This is a genomic window from Brevundimonas sp. P2_A6 (assembly GCF_056404975.1).
This window is the reverse complement of the sequence record NZ_JBFUCZ010000001.1, coordinates 473,943-489,409: the sequence shown is the minus strand read 5'-3', so window position 1 is coordinate 489,409 and position 15,467 is coordinate 473,943. Positions and strand designations below refer to the sequence as shown.

The window sequence follows — 15,467 nt, the reverse complement described above, 5'->3', positions numbered from 1 at the left end:
ACGGTCATAGGCGGAACGTCCGGTGGCGTCACGCGCCGGGGCTGTGCCGATCGGCAGTGGTGCGAGCGGCGGGGATCGAACCCGCATGACCGAGGTCGAGGGATTTTAAGTCCCTTGCGTCTACCAGTTTCGCCACGCTCGCGGCGTTTCGATGCGTCAGGGCGCGGGCGTCGCCGGCGCCGTGGCCCGGAAGTCCACGTCCGAATCCGCAGCCAGCCAGATCAGCCCCGCCCAGGCGGCCACGTTCTGGCTCAGCTGTTCCGGATCGATCTTGTCCAGGGTGTCGTCGGCCGTATGGTGCAGGTCGAAGTAGCGCAGGCCGTCCTGCTGCAGGCCGAACACCGGCACCCCCGCCGCCACGATCGGCCCGATGTCGGCCCCGCCCTCGGTCTCCGGCACGGCCGAACGCAGCACGCCGATCGGATACAGCACCCGGTTCGCGGCGTCGGCGAAGACCCCCGTCTGGGCACCGGCGGGCAGCTGCAGCGCATAGACCCGGTCGGCACCGAAATCGCTCTCGCCGGTGAAGACGTGGTTGGCCAGTTCTTCGGGCGACAAGCTGCGCAGATAGGCCCCGCCGCCGTTGCCTGTGTTGGTCGGCTGGGCGACCTCCTCCGATCCATACAGGATCACGCGGATGGTCCGGGCGGTGCGGCCATGGTCGGCGATGGCACGCGCGGCACCGATGGTGATGGCCCCGCCCGCTCCGTCGTCGATCGCGCCGGTGCCCAGGTCCCAGCTGTCCATGTGGGACCCCAGCACGATGACCTCCTCCGGCCGCGTCCGTCCCGGCAGGTCGCCGATCACGTTGCGCGAGGTGGTCTCATAGGTATGGGCGGTCGAGGACAGGTGCACCCGCACCGGCTGGCCGTACCCGATCAGGCGGCTGAGCTGATCCGCATCCGGCGCGCTCAGGGCGAACGCGGGCACCGGCACGACGCCGTTCACGTATCGGGTGGTGCCTGTGTGGGGCATGCGGTGCTCGTCCGACCCAGCCGAACGCATGATGAAGGCCAGCGCCCCCTTCTGGCCCGCCACGCCCGGTCCCGCGCCGCGAATCCGGGTCAAGGGGCCGTAACCCGCCCCCGACTGCATGGCGACCATCTGGCCGGCGTCGACATAGGCGATCTTGCCGGCCAGCGAGCCGTCCGGCACCGCCTGGAACGCCTCCAGCGAGGTGAAGCGCACGACCTCCGCCTCGATCCCGCCTTCGGGCGTGCCGGGCGAATGGCCCAGGGCGGCGACCACGAGACGCTGCGGATTGGGGCCGACGATGGAGGCGCTCTCCTCGCCCCGCTCCCAGCCGACCAGCGGAAACTCCTGGATCCGCACGTTCCGGAAGCCATGCTCGCGCAGATAACCGGCCGCCCATTCCGCCGCCGCCGTCTCGCGCGAGGAACCCGCCGGACGTGGTCCAAACCGGGTGGTCAGCTGCGTGACGTAATCCAGGGCGATGTTGTCGGACATGGCCGCGTCGCGCACCTGTTCGGCCGCCGCGATCGTGCGGGCGTCCTGGGCGACGGCCGGTGCCGACAGACCGCTGGACAGCGCCAGCGTCGAGATCGCGCCGAGCGTCGCGAGACGAAGGGAAACAGACATGGGAATCTCCACCAGACAGACGCAGACCCTAGCGACTGCGCACCGCGGGGAGAAGGCCGTCTAGCCGACGCGGGCCAGTTCCGGCTCCAGCACGACCTCGCGCCAGGCATACGGCGCGGCCAGCAGGGCGCGGACCAGCAGGTTGTTGACCGCGTGCCCGGCCTTGTACCCCTCGTAGCGACCCAGCAGGGGCGCGCCCAGGACGTACAGATCGCCGATGGCATCCAGCGCCTTGTGTCGGACGAACTCGCGTTCCATCCGCAGCCCACCGGGATTCAGGATCTCGTCGCCGTCGATGACGACCGCGTTCTCCAGGCTGCCGCCGCGCGCCAGGCCCGCCTGACGCAGGGCCTCGACCTCATGGGCGAAACCGAAGGTGCGGGCCGACATGATCTCGGTGCGGAACGTGTCCTCATCGACGACCACGTCGATGACCTGATTGCCGACGACCGCATTGTCGAAGTCGATCTCGAACCGCATCTCGTAGCGATCGCAGGGGTACAGGGCGGCATGCTTGTCGCCGTCGGTGACGTGGATGCGCTCCAGGATCTCGATGTAGCGGACAGGCGTGGCCTGGCGGCGGAAGCCGGCACGGTCCAGCAGCTGCACGAACGGCAGGGCCGACCCGTCCAGGATCGGCAGCTCGGGTCCATCGACCTCGACCACGACGTTGGAGATACCCAGGGCGCAGAAGGCCGCCATCAGGTGCTCGATCGTCGACAGACGCACGCCCGCCGCGTTCTCGATCATGGTGTTCAGCCGCGCATCGACCACGGCGTCGCCAGAGACGACGATGCGGTTGTCGCGGTCGGTGATGTCGGTGCGGACGAAGACGATCCCCGTCCCGGTCGGGGCCGGACGGATGGCCAGGCGCACGCGCTGGCCCGTATGCACGCCCACGCCCGCGCAGATCGCCGGGGCGACCAGGGTCCGTTCACGATGATCGTGGCGTGCGGGCAAGGCGTTCAACTCGTTCTTCGACCTGCGCCGGTGTGCAGCGCAATATCCGAAGATCGATCCCTACCGACCCGTTCCGGAAGCATAAACCAAAGTCGGGTTTCGGAATGTTACGGGCGGTGAGAAGGCAACAGGCAACAGGCAACAGGCAACAGGCAACAGGCAACAGGCGCGGCCCATAGTTGGCGCTCAGGCTGACAAGCGAAAAGGGCGGCCCATCGGACCACCCCCTTCTATTGCCTATTGCCTCGGCTCAGTTCGCCAGTCGCCTGAGAAACGAAGGGATCTCCAGATCATCCTCCGCCTGCAGGGGCTCGGGGGCGGGCTGGGCGGTGGCGCGCATCTGGGGCTGCCCGCGCTGTGGGTTCTGCTGAACCGGCGCATAGGCGGTCTGGGCACGCGGCTTCTTGCCGAACAGGCTCCAGCCCGACTTCCTGTGATCCCGGTCGTCATAGGCCGGCTCTTCGTATTCGCGCGGGGCCTGGGCGGGGGTGTCCATATAGAGATCGCCCTGATCCTGGGCCGTCGCGGACGAACGAACGGGAGCGGCTTCGAACTCCTCGACCCACGGATCCACGATGGGCTCCAGATTGCGCGGCTCTTCGGCGACGTGGATGACCGGCTCCGGCGCGCGGGCGACGGGCGGCGGGGCCTGGAAGGTCGGCACGACCGGCGCGGGCTCGGGCGCGCGATAAGCGGCCTCGGACCGGACCGGTTCGCGGTAGGCGGGTTCACGATAGGTCGGTTCCGGCGCGCGGGCGGCCGGAGCGGCGGCGACCGGCGCCGAGCGGCGCGGATCGTGGAAGGCGGTCTGCGACGGCGTGGCGGGCTCGGCGCGAACGGCACCGACCTCGTCCATGCCTGTCGCGACGACCGAGACGCGGATCTTGCCATCTAGCGCCGGATCGAAGGCCGCGCCGAAGATGATGTTGGCGTCGCCATCCACCTCGGCCGAGATGGCGTTGGCGGCTTCGTCGACCTCCAGCAGGGTCATGTCCAGACCGCCTGTGATGTTCACCAGCACGGCCTTGGCACCCTTCAGGCTGGTTTCGTCCAGCAGGGGGTTGGCGATGGCGTTCTGGGCGGCCAGCAGGGCGCGGTCGTCGCCCGAGGCCTCGCCCGTGCCCATCATCGCCTTGCCCATCTCGGACATGACCGCGCGCACGTCGGCGAAGTCCAGGTTGATCAGGCCGGGCAGGATCATCAGGTCGGTGATCGAGCGCACGCCCGAGTGCAGCACCTGGTCGGCCATGCCGAAGGCGTCGGCGAAGGTCGTGCGCTCATTGGCGACGCGGAACAGGTTCTGGTTCGGAATGACGATCAGGGTGTCGACATAGCGCTGCAGCTCGGCGATGCCCGCATCGGCCAGGCGCATGCGGTGACGCCCCTCGAAGGTGAAGGGCTTGGTCACGACGCCGACGGTCAGGATGCCGCGATCCCGCGCGCATTTGGCGATGATCGGGGCCGCGCCCGTGCCGGTGCCGCCGCCCATGCCGGCGGTGATGAAGACCATGTGCGCGCCTTCCAGGTGCGCGTGGATTTCGTCGGCGGATTCCTCGGCGGCGTTCATGCCGACCTCGGGGTGAGCACCCGCGCCCAGACCTTGCGTGATCGTCTCGCCCAGCTGGATGCGCCGGTCGGTCTTGGCGAAGGACAGGTGCTGGGCGTCGGTGTTGGCGACGACGAACTCGACCCCTTCAAGCCCGGCGTCGATCATGTTGTTCACGGCGTTGCCGCCCGCTCCGCCGACGCCGAAGACGACGATCCGGGGCTTCAGTTCCGTGGCCGTAGGCCGCACCAGCGAGAGAGACATATCCAAACCGACCTTCTGTTCCGACCCTGCCCCTTAAGGTTCCGATGCGAAGTCCCCGCAGATCCGCATTGGTTATGAGCGCATTAAGGATCACCCAACGCCCTTAAGAGAAGGTTACCGAATAGTGTGAGTCGGAGCGGGTGGGCAGAAAAGCAGAGCGTCGCCGCTGTAAAATTGCGTAGTCGGCTCCAGCGCAAGAAAAAGGGGCCGGACGATCGCTCGCCCGGCCCCGTTTCTCGAATCCGCCACAGGCGGATCCCGTCTTAGAAGGTGTAGCGCAGCGAGGCGGTCCAGCGGCGACCCAGGGTATCGACGTAGACACCGTTGTAGAGGCCATTGTCGCCCAGTTCCTGCTGGTCGAACACGTTGTCGACCACGACGCGCGCCGAGACGTTCTCGGTGATGTCGTAGCCCAGCGACAGCGTGTGCAGGGCATAGGAGTCGTAACGAACGATGTTCGTCTGCTCCAGCGTAGCCTGCGACGTCGGGCCGCCGAAGACGATCGAAGCGTCCTGGAAGTTCGTGGTCCAACGCGCGTTGAAGGGGCCACGGTTGTACAGGAAGTTCATCTGCGTCTTCCACGTCGGGTTCGACAACCCGTTCTCGTTCGCATTGGCGTCCGAGAAGTCGCCCACGCCCGAGGTCGTGTATTCCATCAGGTAGTAGATGTTGGAACGGAAGGCGAAGGTACCGAGATCGTAGTCGGTCGAGAAGACGTCCGACAGGTCCATCGAGTAGCTGAGGTTCGCGTTGATCGCCTTAACGCGGGTCGCGCCGAGGTTGAAGAACGGAAGCTCGAACCCGTTGGTGAAGTTGAACGTATTGTCGCGCTGGATGCCCGAGCAGCTGTTCACCCCGATATCGGCCGTGTTGTCCGGATAGACCGAGCTGTCATAGCAGTACTGGGCGGCCGCCGAGCCCAGGAGCGGGCCAAGCTGGTCTTCGACGGTGATTTCCAGATAGTCCGCCGACACGATCAGGTTCGGGACGAAGGACGGACGGGCCACGAACCCGAAGGTGAAGGAGTCACCCTTTTCCGGAACCAGAGTCTGGCGACCCGAGATGACACCCGTGAAGCTGGCACCGGTCACGCCGTAGCCGGCCTGACCGACGTTCAGGATGAAGGCTTCAGCCTGTGCGTCCGTGGTGATCGGCGTGATGGTGCCATTCTGGGCCTGCAGCGAACCGCCGTTTAGGCCGGCGATGCGCCGGACTTCGGCGATACAGTTCGTCCGGCGAACCGCAGGAGCCGAAGCGGCTGCGTAGTTGCCGGCGCTGCAGGGGTCGGTCGCCGTCGTGAAGAAGGCCTGGTTGCCGAGGAACAGTTCCACGATCGAGGGATTGCGGACCGACTTGGAGATGTTCCCGCGCAGCAGCAGCTGATCGTTGACTTCCCAGGTCCCGGCGAGGGTGTAGATCTCCTCGCGGTCGCCGTCGTAGGTCGGCGTGACGATGTTGCCGGCAAGGTTCCGATAACGCTCGGCCTCACCTTCCTGCTCGGTGTAGCGGATAGCCGGGTTCAGTTCCAACGACTTGACGAACGGGATGTTGAACCCCTCGCCCAGCAGCGGGATCCGCAGTTCCAGACCGTATTCGGTGGTCGTCGTCTCGGCGTTCGTGGTCGCCGAAGGGGCCGAACGCGTCCGGCCGGTGCCACCGATCACGTCGGTGGAATAGGCCAGTTCTTCCTTGCGGTATTCGCCGGTGATGGCGAACTGCAGCGGACCGGCCGGCAGGTCGAAGACCGAACCGGTCAGGGTCGCCTGGGTGAAGTTCTGCGTCGATTCGTTGTTGAAGAAGTTCCGGACGCTGACGAAGTCCTTGGCCGCTTGAGACGCACGGCCTTCGCCGAAGATGTTCAGCGGCTGACAGGCATCGACCAAGGCCTGAGTGACGGTCGGAGAGAACAGCGACTGGGTGCGGATGCCGTCCGGGCCGATCGTCGAGATCGGCTGGATGATCGCGCCTGGAATGAAGCCGGTCGCATTGTTCCCGCCGTAGCTGGCGACGTAGGAGGCGAGACCATCACGCTTGGCGCGGCAGACGACGTCCGGCCCGACCTGCACGGCATCGATGGCCATGGCATAGGCCACGTCGTTGATGGCGCTGAACTCAACGTGAGTCTCGGCCTTGCCGTAGGTGTGCGAAATGTCGAAGCCGAAGTCGCGGCCCAGCAGGTTGAAGTCACCGCTGATGCCGTTGGAGGTGCGGAAGGTCTTGTTCGTCGATTCCTGGGACAGGTCGTTGACCACGTCCTCGTTGTTCCGCGACAGGATGAAGTTGCCGGTGATGCCGGCGTTCGCGAGCGACGTACGGTTCGCGGCGGTCAGGAACGGATGGTTGACGTTGACCAGGATGCCCGCGTTTTCCGGTGTCGAGCCCCCTGCCGAGTTGGCCAGGCCGCCCGTGGAGATCGGGTTACGAACAGTCACGTCCGAATACAGGTTCTCGGTGTAGAAACGCAGGTTGTCGGTGATCTGGTAGTTGGCGATCACGTTGGCGACGTAGCGTTCCTGCTTGACGCGCAGAACAGTGGCGTCGGTGCGGTTCTGGCCGTCGCCGCCCGACTGGGTCGTGTTCGTGCCGGGAGCGGTCGGATCGGTCCTCAGATCGCCGGCCAGGTTGTAGGTCTCGATATTGCCGCTGCGGTCGAAGCGGATTGGAACCGCGCGACGCGGCAGGATGCCGGCCGTGCCGCTGGGGTTCGCGATATCCGGCTGGCCGGGGACGAAGGTGCCGATGAAATCGTTGACGTTCGTCGACGGGTTGGCGGCGTAATATTCACGCGCTGTGGGCCGATTGGCCTGAACCACGGCCAGGACCTGTGCCGTGCTGTAGGTCGCCGGGAGGCCGTAGCGGATGCGGGCGGCCGCGATCTGGGCGGCCGTCAGGCTGGTCGGCGCGAAAGCGCAAACGTCCGTAGCGCTGGTGATACAGGCGCCGAAGGGAACGTTCGGAACCAGTTGCTGGGCAACACGGTTGGCACCCGACCACTGGAATGGCGCGATCTGCGCATAGCCCGGGTTGCGGAAGACGTTGCCCGGCTGGAAGTAGGTCGAGTTGACCGTTCCGGCCGCGCCCGTCGTGTAGGTGCTGCCCGTGGGCAGGTTGGCGATGGTCGGGTTTTCAGCCGTACCGTTGGTCTGCGTGACATTGAAGATCAGCCCACCCTGCGACAGGGTGGAGGTCCGCAGGTTCGTACGGAAAACCGAAGGCAGGATGTTGTCGACGGTGGTTCCCAGGAACACGGCGGTGCCACCCGGCACGAAGGCCGGGTTGCGAATGGCACCGTTCAACGGGTTACCGGTCAGGCCGGGCTGGTTGGCACGAACTTCACGCTCGTTGGCGGTTAGATCGTCGATGAAGGAGTATTCGCCGGAAACGGCGACGTTCAGGCGGCCATCCAGGAAGTTCTGACCCCAGACGCCGTTGATCGAATAGCGGCCGGCGTCGTGGTCGTTGAACGCCTGACCACCCGTAATCTGGATTTCCGCGCCTTCGTAGTCGTCCTTGAGGACGTAGTTGACGACACCCGAAACGGCGTCCGCGCCGTAGGCGGCGGCACCGCCGACGGTCAGGATGTCGACGCGGTCGATCAGGGCGACCGGGATGGTCGAGGCATCGACCTGGGAGCCCGTTTCATTACCAGCGACGAAGATGGTGGCGGAGTTGTTCGACACGAAACGGCGGCCGTTGACCAGGGTCAGGGTGCGCGCGGTGCCGAGGTTCAGCAGGTCGATGTAGGTGACGCCCAGCGAGGCCGTCTGACCGCCGTTGGTCCCGTTCAGGCTCGCGCCACCGCCGACGAGAGGAATGTCGTTCAGGATGTCACCGGCGTTGGTGAACAAACGCTCTTCGATGTCCTTCGCGCCGACCTGGACGCCAGGAATGGTGCCGCTGGTCTCGGGACGGGCGATGCGCGAACCGGTGACGACGACTTCCTCGACCTCATCCTCGGACTGCTGGTTCGCGGGGCGCGGTGCCTGCGTCTGTGCCTGCGTCGATTGAGCGAAGGAAGGTGCGGCGATCGAAAGGATGCCCGCGAGAACGGTCGTGCCGAAAAGATACTTGCGCTTGGAAATCATAAACCTCGCCCCGTGATGGAAATTGGACGACGAGCAACTCTGGACTCGCCGCATCTGACCCCATTGCTAACAACATTCGAACGCACCGCAACCTTTGAGGCGGGGATGCGGCAACGGCAACGCAGATTTGTTACAATCGGGACACAGTCGCGTCACGGAAGAACAAGGCCTTTAAAGGTTGTCTCTCAACCAACCGGCGGCGCGGCGAATCAGATTGCCCTGATGGACGCGCGGCGCGTCCGCGGCGGTGACCTGACGCGACATCAGACGGCGGGCCGACACGGCCTCGCGCGGGCCATAGGCGGCGCGCAGCAAGACCCCTGCCGCCGAACAGAAGGCCGGTCCGGAGGCAGCGTCCGCCAGATGCGGGGCACGCTGGGGCCGACCCAGGCGGACCGGGCGATCGAAGACCCGCACCGCCAGTTCGCGCACGCCGTTCAGCTGGCTGGCACCGCCGGTCAGAACCAGGCCCGCGCCCGGGTCCATGCCGACCCCGGCCTGGCGAAGTCGGTCGCGCAGAAGCTCCAGCGTCTCCTCGACCCGAGGGGCGATGACGGTCTTCAGCATGGCGCGCGGCACGATGACGGGTCCGGCCGAGGCGTCCTCGCCCCGCGGGGGCGCCTCCAGCATCTCGCGGTCCTCGTGGGCGCCGGCCATGGCCGAGCCGTGCAGGGTCTTCAGCCGTTCGGCCCCGATCTTGGACGTGGACAGCCCGCGCGCGATGTCGGCCGTGACGTGGTCGCCGCCGACGTTCAGCGATTCGATATGAAGCAGGCTCCGTCCGCCCCACACCGCGGCTGACGTAGAGCCCCCGCCCATGTCGATGCAGACGCAGCCCAGGTCCATCTCGTCCTCTTCCAGGGCGGCCAGCGAGGACACCACGGGTGCCGCGGCTACGCCCTGCAGGTCCAGGTGGGCCAGCTCAAGGCAGTGGCTCAGCGACGCGAACGCCCCCTCGGCCATGGACACGACCAGAAGATCCAGCCCCAGCGAGCCGCCCCGCATCGAGCGCGGATCGTGCACCCCCCTGGCCCCGTCCACCGACCAGGCGATGGGCAGGACGTGGATCGGGCGGCGGTGAGGCAGGCGGATCTGGGCCAACGCCATGCCGATGGCGCGCGCCAGATCGGCGTCTCCGACCGGATTGGCCCCCAGCGAGACGCGGGCCTGGACCCGATGGCTGGCCATCTGACCGATGGCGGTGGTGACGATGACGCCTGACACGGGTGCGCCCGCCGTCCGCTCGGCGCGTTCGACGGCGTGGCCGATGGCCTGGGCCGCCTCGTCCATGTTGACGATGGAGCCCCCGCGCACGCCCTTGGACTGCACGTGGCTGGCCCCCGCGACGCGGATGGTGCGGTCGGCGTGGCGCACGCCGTCGGGCTTCATGATGAAACAGGCGACCTTGGACTGGCCCAGGTCCAGCGCGGCCACGACCGGGGCGCGCGTCGCAGCCCGACCCACGTCGACCGAGGGATCACCCTTCTTGATTGCCATCGCCCGCCGTCCCCTAATCTACTGTCGTCAGCTGCCCGGCCGCACCGCGACCTGGCCCTCCGTGCGCAGGTCGATGCGCGAAAATCCGAGCTCCAGCAGCCGCTCGCGCTGGTCCAGCGCGTCCAACTGGATCAGGGCGGCTTCCTGTCTGGTGGCGGGCAACTGGATCAGGCTGCCGTCCTTCAGCCGCAGGTCCCAGCGGCGCTCGTCCACCCGCACAAGGGCGTCGATCCGGCTCATCAGGCGCGGCCGTTCGGCCAGCAGCGGCAGGATCGCCCCGGCCGCCGTATCGGCCCCGGTGCCCACCACCAGCGGCAGGTTGGGATAACGCCCGGCGTCGGCCCCCGGGATCGCCTTGCCCTCCCCGTCCAGGACGAAGACCTGCCCGCGCGTCTGCCAGACGGCCAGACGGTCATGCTCGACCACATCGACGATCAATGTGTCGGGCAGCAGGCGTACGACGCGGGCCGACTTCACCCAGCCGACATGCTCGACATTGGTTCTCAAGGCGTCGAGATCGAGTGACGTGATCGGCTGGCCCGCCCGGACCGCCAGCGCCCTCTGGATCGCCGGCGTCGCCTCCGCCGAGGCTCCGGAAATGTGCACGCGGTTCAGCTTCAGCCCCATGCCGGTGGTGAGGCCGTCGATGCCGTGGCTGAACGACTGCCCGATCCGCTCGGCCCGCGCGCCCGTCGCCAGGACCAGAACCAGCACCGCCAGCCCCGCGCAGATCGAGATCACCACCGCCCGCGGCGTCAGGTCCAGCCGGCCCAGGGCCGCCATCTTGCCCGGCACGCCGCCCACGTTGCGGGACGCGCTCGCGCGGCCACGCCCCTGCCCTTTCGGCCCCGCGCTGCGTTTGGGAGCCGACGCGACATTCGCGCGCCGACCGCCGCGAACTACCGCGGGCATGAGGCGTCCTCCACCATCCACCGGACCAGATCTCGATACGACATCCCGACGTACGCGGCCTGCTCTGGCACCAGAGAGGTCGGCGTCATGCCGGGCTGGGTATTGACCTCCAGCAAGACGAGATCGTCCTTAACATCGTCATAACGAAAGTCGGACCGCGACACGCCCCGGCACCCCAGGGCGGCGTGCGCCTGCTCGGATTCCCTGAGCGCCGCCTCGAAAACGTGGGGCGGGAGATCAGCAGGAAGTTTGTGGACAGATCCGCCCGGCGCATATTTGGCCTCGTAGTCGTAGAACCCTTTAACCGGCGTGATGTCGGTCACGGTCAGGGCGCGCGGGCCGCCCCCCTCGGCCGTCACGGCCTCGCCGATCACGGTGACGCACAGTTCCTTGCCCGCGATATAGGGCTCGACCATCACCGTCTCGCCGTAGGTCCAGGCATCGGCCCCCGGCTCGGGACGCGGCGCATCGCCCTCGCGCACCAGATAGACGCCGACCGAAGATCCCTCGGCATTGGGCTTGATGACATAGGGGGGCGGGATGACGTGGCCCGCGGACACCGCGTGGCGGTCGAACAGTCCGCCGCCCGGCACCCTGACGCCCGCCGCGTTCAGCACGGCCTTGGTCTTGTCCTTGTCCATCGTCAGGGCCGAGGCCAGGACGCCGGAGTGGGTATAGGGGATCTGCAGCGTCTCCAGGATGCCCTGGACGCATCCGTCCTCGCCCCATTCCCCGTGCAGGGCGTTCAGGACGACGTCGGGCTTCAGCGCCGTCAGCACCTGGGCCAGATCGCGCCCGGCGTCCACGCGCGTCACGCGGGCCACCTGCCCCTCCAGGGCATCGGCGCAACAGGCTCCGGACGACAGCGATACCTCGCGCTCGGACGACAGCCCGCCCATCAGGACGGCGACGTGCAGCTCTGACAGGGGGCGGGACATAGTGCGTTCTGCGATGACTAGGGGCGGCCGATCCTCTTGATCTCCCATTCAAGGTTTACGCCGAGTTTACTTTGAACCTCGGCGCGGACGGTTTCGCCCAATCCCTCGATATCTGCGGCGGTCGCCCCGCCGGGATTGATCATGAAGTTGGAATGCAGGTCACTGAACATCGCGCCCCCGCCGGTGACCGCATGCAGCCGACCGCGCCAGCCCGCTTCGTCGACCAGCTTCCACGACGAATGGCCCGGCGGGTTCTTGAAGGTGGAGCCGCCGGTTTTCTCCCGGATAGGCTGGGTGGTTTCGCGCCGCGCGGTGATCTCGGCGATCCGGGCGGCGACCGCCTCGGGCGCGTCCGGCGTCCCGCGATAGACCGCCTCGATCCAGATGATGTCGGCTGGAGCCTGCGAATGCCGATAGGTGTAGCCGAAATCGGCGAGGGAATAGTCGATCCGCTCGCCTGCCCGCGTCAGACCCCAGGCCGACGCCAGAACATCCTTGGTCTCGGCGCCGTAGCACCCCGCATTCATCGTCAGCGCCCCGCCGATCGTTCCGGGGATGCCCGCATAGAACTCCAGCCCCGCGATCCCCGCCTTGGCCGAGGCCTTGGCGACCATGGCGTCTAGCGCGCCCGCGCCCGCCGTGATCGTCTCGCCCTCGGTCGTGACGCCGGCGAAGGCCCGCCCCGCCAGCCGGATCACAACCCCCTCGACCCCGCCGTCGCGAACGATGACGTTGGAGCCAACGCCCAGAACGGTCACCGGCACGGCCGGGTCAAGCGCCTGCAGGAACTCGGCCAGGTCGTCCGCATCGGCCGGAAGGAACAGCACGTCCGCCGCGCCTCCGACCCGGAACCAGGTGAACGGCGCCAGCGGCTCGTCGCGCAGCAGCTTGCCGCGAACCGCAGTAAGGTTGTCTCGCCACGTCATGCCGGGACCGTCAACGCCTCCAGCTGCGCCGGCAGGGCATAGGCCCAGGCGGTGATGTCCCCCGCCCCCAGCAACACGACCACGTCGCCCGCCTTCGCCTCTTCGGCGATCACGCGGGGCAGGACCGCCGCGTTCTCCAGCCCAGACACCCGCAGGTGACCGTAGCGGCGGATGCCCTCGACCAGCGCCTGCTTGTCCACGCCCTCGATCGGAGCCTCGCCCGCCGCATAGACGTCGGCGACGATGACGCTGTCGGCGTCCGAAAAGCTGGTCGAGAACTCGTCCATCAGGTCGCGCAGCCGGGTGAATCGGTGCGGCTGGACCACGGCGATGACCCGCCCTTCCGCCACCTGACGCGCGGCCTTCAGCACAGCCGCGATTTCCACCGGATGGTGGCCATAGTCGTCGACGATGCGCACGCCGTTGACCACGCCCGTCGTCGTGAACCGCCGTTTCACGCCCGCGAAGCTCGCCAGCCCGGCCCTGATCGCATCGTCCGACACGTCCAGCTCGCGCGCCACGGCGATGGCCGCCAGAGCGTTGGCGACGTTGTGCCATCCCGCCATCGGCAGATGCAGGTCCGGAATCCGCACCGGCTCTTCCAGCGCGGCGGCCCCTCGCCCCTGGATCAACACGTCGAACCGTGCGCCGTCCGGGGCCATCTCGACCTTGTCGGCCCGCACCATCGCCTGGGGGTTCATGCCGTAGGTGACGATCCGCCGGTTATCGATCGAGGCCACCAGCCGCTGCACCTCCGGGTGGTCCAGACAGACCGCCGCGAAGCCATAGAAGGGGATGTTCTCGACGAAGTCGCAGAACGCCCTACGCACCGCGTCGAAATCGCCGTAGTGATCCAGATGCTCCGGATCGATGTTGGTCACGATGGCGACCGTGGACTTCAGGCGCAGGAAGCTGCCGTCGCTCTCATCCGCCTCAACCACGATCCAGTCGCCGTCGCCGACCTTGGCGTTGGTGCCATAGGCGTTGATGATGCCGCCATTGACCACGGTGGGGTCCAGCCCGGCCGCGTCCAGCAGGGCCGCCACCATCGAGGTCGTCGTGGTCTTGCCGTGGGTGCCCCCGACCGCGATGGAGAACTGCAGCCGCATCAGCTCGGCCAGCATCTCAGCCCGGCGGACCAGGGGAATGCGCCGCTCGCGCGCCACCATCATCTCGGGGTTCGTCGCCTTGACCGCCGTGGAATAGACCACCGCCGAAACGCCTTCGCCGACATGGGCCGCGTCATGGCCGATGAAGATCTTGGCCCCCAGCGCCGCGAGCCGGTCGGTGTTCGCTGACCCCTTGGCGTCCGAGCCCTGCACGGAATAGCCGATCTTGATCATGATCTCGGCGATGCCGCTCATGCCGATCCCGCCAATGCCGACGAAATGAACGGGGCCGAGGTCGAACGGAACAGGACGAATGCGAGCGATCATCGCAGCGTCATAGCGAGGCTGTTTTCGGATTGCACGGGGGTGACGGAATCAACTCCGCCTTAACCGTAAGGATTCACAGTTCCGGCTCCACTTCCCGGGGCCGCGTTCGTGACCGATCTGAAGACCGACATCATCCATCGCGGCGACTGCCTCGAGATCCTGCGCGGCCTGCCCGACAAGTCCGTCGACATGGTCTTCGCCGACCCGCCCTATAATCTGCAGCTGGGCGGCGACCTGCTGCGGCCGGACAACTCCAAGGTCGACGCCGTCGACGACGACTGGGACAAGTTCGACAGTTTCGCCGCCTATGACGCCTTCTGCCGCGACTGGCTGAAGGAATGCCGTCGGGTGCTGAAGGACGAGGGCTCACTGTGGGTCATCGGCAGCTATCACAACATCTTCCGCCTGGGCACGGCCATCCAGGACATCGGCTACTGGGTGCTGAACGACATCGTGTGGCGGAAATCCAATCCGATGCCGAACTTCAAGGGCACCCGCTTCACCAATGCGCACGAGACCCTGATCTGGGCGGCCAAGTCGCGCGAGCAGAAGCGCTACACCTTCAACTACGACGCTCTGAAGGCGTTCAACGAAGACACCCAGATGCGATCCGACTGGACCTTTGCCCTGTGCACCGGCGAGGAGAGGATCAAGGGCGAGGACGGCAAGAAGGCCCATCCGACCCAGAAGCCCGAGGCATTGCTGCACCGGGTCATCCTGGCCGCGACCCGACCCGGCGACGTGATCCTTGATCCCTTCTTCGGCACCGGCACGACGGGCGCCGCCGCCAAGCGGCTGGGCCGTCACTACATCGGCATCGAGCGGGATCCCGAATACGCCAAGGTCGCCGAGAAGCGGATCAAGGCGGTGATCGCCGCAAAGCCCGAGGACCTGGTCGTCACCGGCTCCAAGCGCGCGGAGGTCAAGGTGCCGTTCGGGGCGCTGGTCGAGGCCGGCCTCTTGTCGCCCGGCGACGTCCTGTACTGCCCCAAGGGCGAGCGCGAGGCCCGGGTGCGCGCCGATGGTTCGCTGGTGTCGGGGGCGATGAGCGGCTCGATCCACAAGTTGGGAGCCCTTTTCGAGAACGCTCCGGCCTGCAACGGCTGGACCTACTGGCGCTTCCGCACCGACACGGGCCTGCGCTCGATCGACGCCCTGCGCGCCGAGGTTCGGGCGGGAATGCAATAAGCATCCTGGCTAAGCGGTTCATTTGATTGAGTTCGTGGCGACAATGTCGGTTCGCGAACATGGGGGGCGGGCTAAACCACCGCAATCCTTACTGAAATTCCGCGTTCCGGCGGGAA

General features: G+C 67.0%; 10 protein-coding genes and 1 tRNA gene. 1 reads left to right on the top strand and 10 read right to left on the bottom strand.

What is annotated here, in order from left to right; genetic code table 11:
* Positions 1-57 precede the first annotated feature (57 nt).
* The 10 genes from AC1DW4_RS02485 to murC form a co-directional block, all read right to left on the bottom strand.
* Positions 58-142, bottom strand: a tRNA-Leu gene (locus AC1DW4_RS02485).
* Between the two features lie 14 nt (positions 143-156).
* Positions 157-1,599, bottom strand: a complete 1,443-nt coding sequence (locus AC1DW4_RS02480) for a M28 family peptidase (protein WP_477015653.1) — start codon at positions 1,597-1,599, stop codon at positions 157-159.
* Between the two features lie 60 nt (positions 1,600-1,659).
* Positions 1,660-2,559 (bottom strand): UDP-3-O-acyl-N-acetylglucosamine deacetylase, encoded by a 900-nt coding sequence (gene lpxC, locus AC1DW4_RS02475; RefSeq protein ID WP_477015652.1) that lies wholly within the window; start codon positions 2,557-2,559, stop codon positions 1,660-1,662.
* A 250-nt stretch (positions 2,560-2,809) separates the two neighbouring features.
* A complete protein-coding gene (ftsZ, locus tag AC1DW4_RS02470) occupies positions 2,810-4,369 on the bottom strand; it encodes a cell division protein FtsZ (protein WP_477016202.1) in 1,560 nt (519 codons plus the stop codon).
* 263 nt (positions 4,370-4,632) lie between these two features.
* Complete coding sequence (locus AC1DW4_RS02465; RefSeq protein WP_477015651.1) at positions 4,633-8,454, bottom strand: TonB-dependent receptor; 3,822 nt, start codon at positions 8,452-8,454, stop codon at positions 4,633-4,635.
* A gap of 171 nt (positions 8,455-8,625) precedes the next feature.
* Positions 8,626-9,951 carry a cell division protein FtsA gene (gene ftsA / locus AC1DW4_RS02460; protein ID WP_477015650.1) on the bottom strand — a complete coding sequence of 442 codons (1,326 nt, stop codon included), beginning with the start codon at positions 9,949-9,951 and terminating at the stop codon, positions 8,626-8,628.
* A gap of 27 nt (positions 9,952-9,978) precedes the next feature.
* The gene (locus tag AC1DW4_RS02455) at positions 9,979-10,863 is read right to left on the bottom strand and encodes a cell division protein FtsQ/DivIB (RefSeq protein ID WP_477015649.1); all 885 of its coding nucleotides are present in this window, start codon (positions 10,861-10,863) and stop codon (positions 9,979-9,981) included.
* Positions 10,851-11,801, bottom strand: coding sequence for a D-alanine--D-alanine ligase (locus AC1DW4_RS02450; RefSeq protein WP_477015648.1), 951 nt, complete (start codon positions 11,799-11,801; stop codon positions 10,851-10,853). The genes AC1DW4_RS02455 and AC1DW4_RS02450 overlap by 13 nt, the downstream gene beginning before the upstream one ends.
* 17 nt (positions 11,802-11,818) lie before the next feature.
* Positions 11,819-12,727, bottom strand: coding sequence for a UDP-N-acetylmuramate dehydrogenase (gene murB / locus AC1DW4_RS02445; protein WP_477015647.1), 909 nt, complete (start codon positions 12,725-12,727; stop codon positions 11,819-11,821).
* Positions 12,724-14,163, bottom strand: a complete 1,440-nt coding sequence (murC, locus tag AC1DW4_RS02440) for a UDP-N-acetylmuramate--L-alanine ligase (RefSeq protein WP_477015646.1) — start codon at positions 14,161-14,163, stop codon at positions 12,724-12,726. Before murC ends, murB begins: the two co-directional genes overlap by 4 nt.
* Positions 14,164-14,271: 108 nt before the next feature.
* Here murC and AC1DW4_RS02435 point away from each other — a divergent pair, with 108 nt between their 5' ends.
* Positions 14,272-15,351, top strand: a complete 1,080-nt coding sequence (locus tag AC1DW4_RS02435; protein WP_477015645.1) for a DNA methyltransferase — start codon at positions 14,272-14,274, stop codon at positions 15,349-15,351.
* Positions 15,352-15,467 lie beyond the last annotated feature (116 nt).